Here is a 10,721-nt window from a genome sequence, read left to right as displayed (position 1 = left end):
CGGCCGTCCGGGACGAAGGCGTTGCCTCGGCAAGCCGGATCGCCCTCATTCCGTTCCCTCCCCCGGCCGCATCACCTTCACCGCATCGTTGCCCGAGCCGATCGGCGCCTCGCCGGAGGGCGTGACGGGTCCTGCGGTCGTCACCTGCGGCCGCGGCTCGCCGATGCGGTAGACGGCGAGGATCTCGTCGGTGGCCGTGTTGCGCAGCATGTTGAAGAAGCGCCGGCAGCCGGCGGTGTGCACCCAGCGCTCGGCGAACAGCCCCTTCGGGTTGGTGCGCAGGAAGACGAAATCCGCCCACTGCTCGTCGCTCAGTTCCTCGCCGTTGGTCGGCCGGGCGATATGCGCCTCGCCGGCGTTGGAGAACTCCGACTGATCGCGCGGGCCACAATACGGACAGGTGATCAGGAACATGGGGCGACCTTCCGGCAGAGCGGACCGCAGTGGCGCGCGAACCTTCCCCGAACGGGACGGTGGGCGCGGAGCCTGATTGATCCAGCGGCGTTCATTGCCTCCCCCTCAGTGCGCGACCGCTGCGGCACCGTGCTCGGCGACCAGCGCCCCGGTGTAGAAGCGCTCCAGCGCAAAGGGTGCGGCGATGGGATGCGGCTCGTCCTTTGCAACCGTCCAGGCGAAGACGTGACCCGAGCCCGGTGTCGCCTTCCAGCCGCCGGTGCCCCAGCCGCCGTTGATGTAGAAGCCCTTCACCGGCGTCTTGGAGATGATCGGGCTCGCATCCGGGCAGGTATCGACGATGCCGCCCCACTGGCGCATCATCTTCAGGCGCGAGACCACCGGCAACAATTCGCATAGCGACGCCATCTGGTGCTCGATGATGTCGATCGAGCCGCGCTGGGTATAGGAATTGTGGGCGTCGATACCTGCGCCGATCACCAGTTCGCCCTTGTCGGACTGACTGACATAGACGTGCACCGCATTCGACATGATCACGCAGGGCACCAGCGGCTTGATCGGCTCCGACACCAGCGCCTGCAACGGGTGGCTCTGGATCGGCAGCTTGAGCCCGACCATCGCGGCGATCACCGAGGTGTGGCCGGCCGTGACGCAGGCGACCTTCGGGGTCCTGATGAAGCCGCGGGTCGTCTCGACGCCGGTGACGGCACCGGCCTCGACGCGGATGCCGGTGACCTCGCACTGCTGGACGATGTCGACGCCCATCGCATCCGCCGCCCGCGCATAGCCCCAGACCACGGCGTCATGGCGGTTGACGCCGCCGGACCGCTGCAGCGTCGCACCCATCACCGGATAGCGGATCTGCTGGGAGATGTTGATGACCGGGCAGAATTCCTTGACCTGCCGGGCATCCAGCCATTCGGCATCGACGCCGTTCAGCCGGTTGGCCTCGACGCGGCGCTTGAGCTGCCGGCCCTCGTGTTCGTCATGGGCGAGGTTGAGCACGCCGCGGTGGCTCATCATGATGTTGAAGTTGAGCTCACGGCCGAGCCCCTTCCACAGGTTGAGCGCATGGTTGTAGATCGCCGCGCTCTCATCGAAGAGGTAGTTGGAGCGGATGATGGTGGTGTTGCGCCCGGAATTGCCGCCGCCGATCCAGCCCTTTTCGAGCACGGCGATCCGCGTCATGCCGTGCTCCTTGGCCAGATAGTAGGCGGTCGCCAGGCCGTGGCCGCCGCCGCCGATGACCACGGCATCGTAGGCGGGCTTGGGGTCCGGATTGCGCCAGGCACGCGGCCAGCCGGCATGTCCCGTCAGGCCTTCGCGGATCAACGAAAAGACGGAGTAGCGCACCTTACCCCCGCTCCCGGGCGGATTCCATCCGCCCCTTGCTTCCCTCGTCATCCCGCAGGCCGTACGGGCGGCGATCCGGGATCGGGCCTGTTTCAGCGCCGGCGTGAAACCGATCCCGGCTCTCCGCTGCGCTCCGGCCGGGATGACGAGGGAGAGTAGCGAGCGACGCTGCCCGATCCAAGCCTCCCCGCCGGCCGCCAATCCCTGAATGCGGCCGTACAGGAACCGCCGACACCATGGCGCGCTTGCGCCCGGCCCGATTGTCCTCTAGGAGCGAAGACTGGTCTGATTGCGACATCCGACGGCCGGACGCCCGGCCGCACCGTCGCGGTCCCGGAGAGGCCTCACATGGACGCAAGCGTCGCGCGGTCGCGTCGTATCGTGTTCTTCCTCGTACCGAATTTCTCGATGATCGCGTTCGCCACGGCGATCGAACCGCTGCGGCTCGCCAACCGGCAGATCGGTCAATCCTTCTACAAGTGGCGGCTGGTGACGCTCGACGGCGGGCCGGGCCTCGCCTCGAATGGCGTGCAGGTCGCCGTCGACGGCTCGCTTGAGGATGAGAAGCGGCGCTTCCCGACCGACGAGAAGCCGGACATGTTCTTCGTCTGCTCCGGCGTCCACGTCGAGAAATTCGACTCCAAGGCGCTCTATTCCTGGCTCCGGCAGCTCAACCGCAGCGGCGTGACGGTCGGGGCGATGTGCACGGGTGCCTGGGTGCTGGCCAAGGCGGGCCTGCTCGACGGCAAGCGCTGCGCCATCCACTGGGAGAATCTGCCGGGCTTCGCCGAGGCGTTCCCGGAGGCCGACATCTATGCCGACCTCTTCGAGGTCGACAAGAACATCTACACCTGCGCCGGTGGCACCGCCTCGCTCGACATGATGCTCCATCTGATCGACCAGGATCTCGGCGAGACGGTGGTCAACCGGGTGTGCGAACAGGCGCTGACCGACCGGGTCCGCAATCCGCACGACCGCCAGCGGCTGCCGCTCAGGGCCCGGCTCGGCATCCACAATACCAAGGTGCTGACCATCATCGAGCTGATGGAGGCGAACATCGCCGAGCCGCTGACGCTGGTCGAGCTGGCACGGTTCGCGGGGCTGTCGCGGCGCCAGATCGAGCGGCTGTTCCGCCGCACCATGGGGCGCTCGCCGGCCCGCTATTACCTCGAACTTCGGCTGGACCGCGCCCGGCACCTGCTGCTGCAGTCGAACCTGCCGGTGGTCGAGGTGGCGGTCGCCTGCGGCTTCGTCTCGGCCTCGCATTTCTCGAAGTGCTACCGTGAATTCTATGGCCGCTCGCCGCTGATGGAGCGGCGCGAGCGGGAGCTGGCCGAGTGAGACGGGGCGCCGCGACCGGACCGGCAGCAACCGGGGCGGATGGCCGGTGGACGGCCCTGCTGCCATGCTGATGCCGCGCTGGTTCCTCTGGCTGGTGGCCGCGGCCATCGTCATGGCGGCGCTGCATGTCGGGCGATCGTTCCTGATCCCGGTCGCCATCGCACTGCTGATGTTCACGCTGCTGTCGGCGCTGATCGGCCGGATCACCCGGATCAGCATCGCCGGATGGTCGGTGCCCCGACCGGTGGCGACCGTGGTGGGGCTGGCCGTCGTCGCCTACGGGCTGTTCCTCATCGCCTCGATCCTGACCTCCCAGATCGAGGCGGTGGTGGCGGCGAGCCCGCGCTACATCAGCCGTTTCCAGGAGATGCTCAACCAGACCGCGGAGCTGTTCGGCCGCGACGTGGTGGCCGATCTGCAGCGGATGGTCGCCGAAATCAACATCACCGCCCGGCTCGCCGGCCTCGTCGGTTCGGCCGGCGCGATCCTCGCCATCATCTCGCTGATCGTGCTCTACATGGGCTTCATGCTGGTCGAGCGGCCGCGTTTCCACGTCAAGCTCGCCCGGCTGTTCCCCGATCCCGGCCGGGCCGAACGCATCGAGACGGTGATCCTGTCGATCTCCGACAGCATCCAGCGCTACTTCTCGGTGAAGCTGTTCACCAGCGCGCTGACGGCCGGCACCGCCTACCTGGTGATGAGGCCGATGGGGCTCGATTTCGCCGAGACCTGGGCGCTGCTCGCATTCTTCCTCAATTTCATCCCGAACATCGGCTCGGTGATCGCCACCATCCTGCCGGCGCTGGTGGCGCTGGTTCAGTTCGACTCGTTCGGACCGTTCCTGGTGATCGCGCTCGGCGTCAGCGCCTTGCAGTTCACCATCGGCAGCTTCATCGAGCCGGCGCTGATGGGCCGCTCGCTCAACCTCAGCCCACTGGTGATCCTGCTGTCGTTGACCTTCTGGGCCTCGGTCTGGGGCATCGTCGGCATGTTCCTGTCGGTGCCGATCATGGTCATCGTGATGATCGTCTGCTCGCACATTCCGGCCTGGCGCCCCTTGGCGGTGCTCCTGTCGAAGGACGGCAACATCCCGGACAGCGCGCGCCAATAGCCTGGTCCGTCAGCTCCGCAGCCGCTGGTTCGCCGGGTCGAAGGGCGAGTCCTCGATCACGGTCGCGCGGTAGTCCTCGCCGAGGATGCGGATTCGAAGCTCCGTCCCGATCTCGCCGAGATCCGGGCGAACCATGCCGAGCGCCAGCGACTTGCCCAGCCGCCAGCCGTAGCCGCCCGACGTGGCGCGGCCGACCAGCTCGCCATCCTTCAGGATCGGTTCCGAGCCGCGCGCATCGGCATCGGTGATGCCGTGCACCTCCATCGTCACGAAGCGGTTGGAGAATCCCCGCTGCCGCCACGCCAGCAGTGCGTCGCGGCCGATGAAGTCGCCCTTGTCGGGATGAACGAAGCGGTCGAGCCCGGATTCGAAGGCCGAATACTCGATCGACAGTTCGCGCGGGATCAGCCGGTAGGACTTCTCCAGCCTGAGCGAATCCATTGCGCGGATGCCGAACGGGCGGATGCCGTAGTCCTTGCCCGCCTCCATGACGAGATCGAAGATCGTGTTCTGCATCTCGATCGGATGATGCAGCTCCCAGCCGAGCTCGCCGACGAAATTGACCCGGAGCGCATGCGCCGAGGCGCGCCCGACCGACAGCGGCTTGCCGGTCAGCCACGGGAAGGCAGCAGTCGACAGGTCGGTGTCGGTGAGCTTCTGCAGGACGTCCCGGGCGCGCGGACCGGCGATCACCAGCACGCCCAGCGCGGTCGTCGCCGGCGTCATCGTGACGCTGCCGTCGGCGGGCAGCAGCTTGCGCAGGCAGTCGTGGTCATGGCGCTCGAAGGCGCCGGCCGACACCAGATAGAAGCTCTCGGGACCGGTCCGGTAGACGGTGAACTCCGCCCGGACGCCACCATTCGCCGACAGCATGTGGCAGAGGCTGATGCGACCGATGGTCCGCGGGATGCGGTTCGCCAGCAGCCGGTCGAGCCAGGCTTCGGCGCCGGGGCCGGTGATCCAGCACTTGGCGAAGGCCGACATGTCCTGGATGCCGACAGCCTCATGGACGGTGCGACATTCCTCCCCGACGAAGGGGAAGTAGTTGGAGCGGCGGAACGACCACTTCTCGCGGATGCGCCCGGTGTGATCGGGCGGGGGATGGTTGTGCTTGGTCAGCACGTCGTCGACGTCGAGCTCGTCGGCCGGGACCTCGTAGTCCAGGGGGGCGAACCAGTTCGGCCGTTCCCAGCCGTAGACCGAGCCGAAGACTGCGCCCAGCGCGGCCATGCGGCCATAGCACGGCGACGTCTTCAGCGGGCGGCCGGCGGGGCGCTCCTCGTCGGGGAAGTGCGGGGTGAAGACGTTGGCGTAGGCTTCCTCGTTCTTCTCCTTCAGATAGCCGCGGGTGGCGTAGGGGCCGAAGCGGCGCGGATCGACGCCCATCATGTCGATCGAGGGCTCGCCCTCGACGATCCATTCGGCAAGCTGCCAGCCTGCGCCGCCGGCTGCCGTGACGCCGAAGGAATGGCCTTCGTTCAGCCAGAAGTTCTTCAGATCCCAGGCCGGCCCGACGATGGGCGAGCCGTCCGGCGTGTAGGCGATGGCGCCGTTGTAGACCTTCTTGATGCCGACCTCGCCGAACCACGGCACGCGCGCGATCGCCGTCTCGATATGCGGCTCGAGCCGTTCCAGATCCTCCTGGAACAGCTCGTACTCGGACTGATCGTCCGGCCCGTCCAGATAGCAACAGGGCGCGCCCTTCTCGTAGGGACCGAGCAGGAGGCCGCCCGCCTCCTCCCGCATGTACCAGGAGGAATCCGACTCCCGCAGCACGCACAGCTCGAGTCCGCCGTTCCTGCGATGCTCCAGGATGCCCGGATGCGGTTCGGTGACGATATACTGGTGCTCGACGGGAATGACGGGGATGTCGAGGCCGACCATCGCACCGGTCCTGCGCGCGAAGTTCCCGGTCGCCGAGACGACGTGTTCGGCACGGATCTCGCCCCTGTCGGTCGTCACGACCCAGCCGCCGCCCGGATGCGGCGCGATCGCCGTGACGGTGGTGTTGCGGTAGATCTCGGCGCCGCGGTTGCGGGCGCCGCGCGCCAGCGCCTGCGTCAGGTCGGCGGGCTGGATGTAGCCGTCCTCGGGATGCTGGATCGCTCCCAGCAGTCCGTCGACATTGACATACGGCCACAGCCGCCGGATGTCCTCGGGGGTGAGTATGTTCACCTCGACGCCGATCGTGCGGGCGACCCCCGCATAGTACATGTATTCGTCCCAGCGGGTCTTCGTGCGGGCGAGACGGACATTGGTCACCTTGCGGAAGCCGGTGTCCATGCCGGTCTCTTCGGCGAGTTCCTGGTAGAACCGCACCGAGTACTTGTGGATCTGCCCCACCGAGTAGGACAGATTGAACAGTGGCAGGAGGCCGGCCGCATGCCAGGTCGAGCCGGAGGTCAGTTCCCTGCGCTCGACCAGCACCACGTCCGACCAGCCCTTGCGCGCCAGGTGGTAGAGCGTCGAGACACCCACCACGCCGCCGCCGATCACCACCACCCGGGCTTCCGTCCTCATGTCGATCCCCCTCCGGCAGACTGCCTGCCACGCTGCAGGGCGAGTAAATCCGCCACGCGCGCCCGACACTGCCCGCGCGGCGACATCGGCTGTCGCGGAACCGCCACCTGCCCGATCGCGCCGCATGCACGACGCGCAGGACCGCAGACCGTGCCGCCCGGGGCATTGCCGCTGATTGGTTTTTTTGGAATGGTCTGAGGAGCCGTCACGGCAACAGCCGGGCGGCATCCGACCAGAGGGGGGTCATGACGGTACGCGGGACGGATCGGCGCGGACGGGACGATCCGCACGTCCGCTTCAGGGATGTCCAGAAGAGCTACGACGGGCAGAGCCTCGTCGTGAAGAATCTCAATCTCGATATCGAGCGCGGCGAGTTCCTGACCATGCTGGGGCCGTCCGGCTCGGGCAAGACCACCTGCCTGATGATGCTGGCCGGCTTCGAGACGGCGACGCACGGCGAGATCCTGCTCGACGGACGGCCGATCAACAATGTCCCGCCGCACCGGCGCGGCATCGGCATGGTGTTCCAGAACTACGCGCTGTTTCCGCACATGACGGTGGCGGAGAACCTGGCCTTCCCGCTGCAGGTCCGCAAGCTCGGCCGCGCCGAGATCGAGGCCAGGGTGAAGCGGGCCCTGGAGATGGTGGAATTGCCGCAGATGGGCGGCCGCATGCCTGGGCAGCTGTCCGGCGGCCAGCAGCAGCGCGTCGCTGTCGCCCGCGCGCTGGTGTTCGAACCGCAACTGGTGCTGATGGACGAGCCGCTTGGCGCTCTCGACAAGCAGCTGCGCGAGCAGATGCAGTACGAAATCAAGCACATCCACCAGAACATCGGCGTCACGGTCGTCTATGTGACGCATGACCAGTCCGAGGCGCTGACCATGTCGGACCGGATCGCGGTGTTCAACGACGGGGTGATCCAGCAGCTGTCGCGTCCGGATGTGCTCTACGAAGCGCCGGAGAATTCGTTCGTCGCGCAGTTCATCGGCGAGAACAACCGCCTGACCGGCCGGATCGTGCGGCTGGCCGATGGACTGTGCGAGGTCGAGGTCAGCGGTGCCTTCGTCAAGGCGCTTGCGGTGCGGGCCGGGGCGGTCGGCGACGCGGCAATGCTGTCGATCCGGCCCGAGCGGGTCGCCATCGGCGAGGCCGCAGCCGGCCTCGACAATCGCTTCGAGGGCCGCGTCGAAGAGCTGATCTATCTCGGCGACCACATCCGCGCCCGACTTTGCGTGTGCGGCCGCGACGACTTCTTCGTCAAGGTTCCCAACGCGCCGTCGCGGCTGCAGCTGACCGAACAGGCCATCGTGCCGGTCGGCTGGGCGGCGACCGACTGTCGCGCGCTCGATGCTCCGGCGACGGCTTGACGCGGGCCAGGACCGGGATTTCGATGACGGTCGAGGGAACTGCATGCACCGTTGCGGGACGGATGGTCCGTCCCGGCTCACCCTGAGGGAGGATGTCATGAAGTGGATTCAGCCCGTCGTGGCCGCGGCGGCGGTGAGCATCGGCCTGGCCGGCGCCGCCGAGGCCCGCGACCTGACCGTGGTCTCCTGGGGCGGCGCCTATCAGGACGCGCAGAAGAAGATCTACTTCGAGCCGTTCAAGGCGGCGACCGGCAAGCCCCTGCTGGACGAATCCTGGGATGGCGGCATCGGCGTGCTGCGCGCGCAGGTCGAGGGGGGCAACGCCACCTGGGACGTGGTGCAGGTCGAATCCGAGGAACTGGAGCTTGGCTGCGACGAAGGCATCCTCGAGGAGATCGACTGGTCGCGCATCGGCGGCAAGGAACGCTATCTCGACCAGGCCGTGCACGACTGCGGCGTCGGCGCGATCGTGTGGAGCTTCGTCATGGCATACGATCGCGACAGGCTGGCCGAGGCACCGACCGGCTGGGCCGACTTCTTCGACACGGCCAAGATTCCCGGCAAGCGCGGTCTGCGTCAGGGTCCGAAGGGCAATCTCGAATTCGCGCTGATGGCCGACGGCGTGCCGATCGAGCAGGTCTACGACGTGCTGGCCACCGAGGAGGGCATCGACCGCGCCTTCGCCAAGCTCGACACCATCAAGGGCGATATCGTCTGGTGGACGGCCGGTGCCCAGCCGCCGCAGCTGCTCGCTTCCGGCGAGGTGGTGCTGACGTCGGTCTACAACGGCCGCATCGATGCAGCCAATCGCAATGACGGCCGCAATTTCGGCATTGTCTGGCCGGGCAGCCTCTACACCCTCGATTCCTGGGTGATCCTGAAGGATTCCCCGAACATCGACGCCGCCTACGAGCTGATCGAGTTCATGGGCCGACCGGAGAACCAGGCGAAGCTGCCCGAGGCGATCGCCTACGGCGTCACCGCCAGGGACGCGAGCGCGCAGATCCCCGCCGACCGGCTGAAGGATCTGCCGACGGCGCCGGAAAACCTCGCGGTCTCGCTGCAGATCTCAGATGCCTTCTGGCTGGAGAACATCGACCGGCTGACCGAGCGGTTCAACGTCTGGGCCGGCAACTGAAGCCGACGGTCACCATCCTCCCCCGTCATCCCGGGCGCCGTTTCGGTGGGCGTCCGGGATCGGGACGGCACAGCGCATCGGGCTTGCGCGCCCCGATCCCGGCCTGCGCAGGCGTTGCACACCTGGCCGATGCCGGCTTGCCCGATGCCAGTTTGGCGCGAAGGCCATCGGACGGGGCGGCGAGGGTGGTCGCAACCATGCATGGTCGGCACCTCAGGCATCACCGATGAACGGCGCCCCGCCTCAGGACGATCCCCGGATCATCGCCCGCCGGCTGGCGCGCACGCTCAGACGCAGGCGGCTCGGCGCCTTCCTGCTCGTTGCGCCGCTGCTCGCCTTCACGCTCGTCGTCTTCGTGACGCCGATCGCCGACATGCTGCGGCGCAGCGTCGCCGACGACGAGCTGGCGCGGGCCTGGCCGCGGGTTGCGGCTGCGCTGAAGGAACACGGCACCGACGAGAGCGGCGTTCCGGGCGAAGCGGTGTTCGCGGCGCTCGCGGAGGACCTGCGCACCTCATGGGAAAACCGCACGACGGCGGCGGCCGCGCGTCGGCTGAACTACGAGGTGCCGAACGGCCGCTCGCTCGCCATGAACACGGCGCGCTGGGTCGAGGGTCTCGATGAGGCGCCGGAATCCTGGCGTGCGGCCCTGATCGCCCGCGATCCGGCCTGGGGCGAGAAGGCCACCTGGTCGGCGATCCATCACGCCAGCGGCCCGATCTCAGACTACTTCCTGCTCGCCTCGATCGACCGCAGGCGCGACGTGGACGGCACCATCGTCCAGGTTCCCGAAGCCGAACGGCTCTATGTGCAGGTCTATCTGAGGACCTTCGGCATAGCGCTGTCGGTGACGCTGCTCTGCCTGGCACTCGGCTTTCCGGCCGCCTATCTGCTGGCGAGCCTGCCGTCGCGCATCGGCAACGTGATGCTGATCCTGGTGCTGCTGCCGTTCTGGACGCCGCTCCTGGTGCGCACCGGCGCCTGGGTGGTGGTGCTGCAGGAGAACGGCTTCGTCAACCAGGCGATCCTGTGGCTCGGGCTCTCGGATACCCCCCTCCGCCTGATCTACAACCGAACCGGCGTGCTGATTGCCATGACGCATGTGCTGCTGCCGTTCATGATCCTACCCGCCTACAGCGTCATGCGCAGCATCCCGCCCGACTACATGCGCGCCGCCAAGTCGCTCGGCGCGCCGCCAACGACCGCCTTCCTGCGGGTTTACCTGCCACAGGCGCTGCCCGGCATCGCCGCGGGCGCGCTGCTCGTGTTCATCATCGCGCTCGGCTACTACATCACGCCGGCGCTGGTCGGCGGTGCCTCGGACCGCATGATCTCGTCGTTCATCGCCCTCTACACCACCGGCACCGCCAACTGGGGGCTGGCAGCCGCGCTCGGCTCCGGCCTGCTGGTTGCCACGCTGCTGCTCTATCTGGTCTATGCGCGGCTGGTCGGCGGCGTCCGGGCCGGCGCGATCTGA

8 protein-coding genes are annotated in these 10,721 nt (G+C 67.6%); 5 read left to right on the top strand and 3 right to left on the bottom strand.

Going from position 1 to position 10,721, the window contains the following annotated elements:
• Window positions 1-45: 45 nt before the first annotated feature.
• Window positions 46-414: a sarcosine oxidase subunit delta gene (locus tag EDC22_RS13125; protein WP_132807132.1), complete on the bottom strand. Its 369-nt coding sequence runs from the start codon at window positions 412-414 to the stop codon at window positions 46-48.
• A 105-nt stretch (window positions 415-519) separates the two neighbouring features.
• Window positions 520-1,767: a sarcosine oxidase subunit beta family protein gene (locus EDC22_RS13120; RefSeq protein WP_245499755.1), complete on the bottom strand. Its 1,248-nt coding sequence runs from the start codon at window positions 1,765-1,767 to the stop codon at window positions 520-522.
• Between the two features lie 348 nt (window positions 1,768-2,115).
• Between EDC22_RS13120 and EDC22_RS13115 the strand changes: the two genes are divergently transcribed.
• Entirely contained in the window at window positions 2,116-3,108 is a 993-nt protein-coding gene (locus tag EDC22_RS13115; RefSeq protein WP_132807130.1) for a GlxA family transcriptional regulator, read from the top strand.
• A 46-nt stretch (window positions 3,109-3,154) separates the two neighbouring features.
• The gene (locus EDC22_RS13110; RefSeq protein WP_132807129.1) at window positions 3,155-4,219 is read left to right on the top strand and encodes an AI-2E family transporter; all 1,065 of its coding nucleotides are present in this window, start codon (window positions 3,155-3,157) and stop codon (window positions 4,217-4,219) included.
• 9 nt (window positions 4,220-4,228) lie between these two features.
• On the opposite strand, the gene EDC22_RS13105 is transcribed toward EDC22_RS13110, so the two are convergent.
• Window positions 4,229-6,739 (bottom strand): GcvT family protein, encoded by a 2,511-nt coding sequence (locus EDC22_RS13105; protein ID WP_132807128.1) that lies wholly within the window; start codon window positions 6,737-6,739, stop codon window positions 4,229-4,231.
• A 245-nt stretch (window positions 6,740-6,984) separates the two neighbouring features.
• On the opposite strand from EDC22_RS13105, the gene EDC22_RS13100 reads away from it, so the two are divergent.
• From EDC22_RS13100 to EDC22_RS13090, 3 genes are all read left to right on the top strand, one after another.
• A complete protein-coding gene (locus tag EDC22_RS13100) occupies window positions 6,985-8,106 on the top strand; it encodes an ABC transporter ATP-binding protein (protein WP_132807127.1) in 1,122 nt (373 codons plus the stop codon).
• A gap of 97 nt (window positions 8,107-8,203) precedes the next feature.
• Window positions 8,204-9,244, top strand: coding sequence for an ABC transporter substrate-binding protein (locus EDC22_RS13095; RefSeq protein ID WP_132807126.1), 1,041 nt, complete (start codon window positions 8,204-8,206; stop codon window positions 9,242-9,244).
• 226 nt (window positions 9,245-9,470) lie between these two features.
• The gene (locus tag EDC22_RS13090; protein ID WP_132807125.1) at window positions 9,471-10,721 is read left to right on the top strand and encodes an ABC transporter permease; all 1,251 of its coding nucleotides are present in this window, start codon (window positions 9,471-9,473) and stop codon (window positions 10,719-10,721) included.

It is taken from the genome of Tepidamorphus gemmatus, from assembly GCF_004346195.1.
GTDB classification, from domain to species: Bacteria; Pseudomonadota; Alphaproteobacteria; order Rhizobiales; family Tepidamorphaceae; genus Tepidamorphus; species Tepidamorphus gemmatus.
The sequence above is the reverse complement of the archived record's forward strand: the minus strand, read 5'-3'. Positions and strand labels throughout refer to the sequence as shown.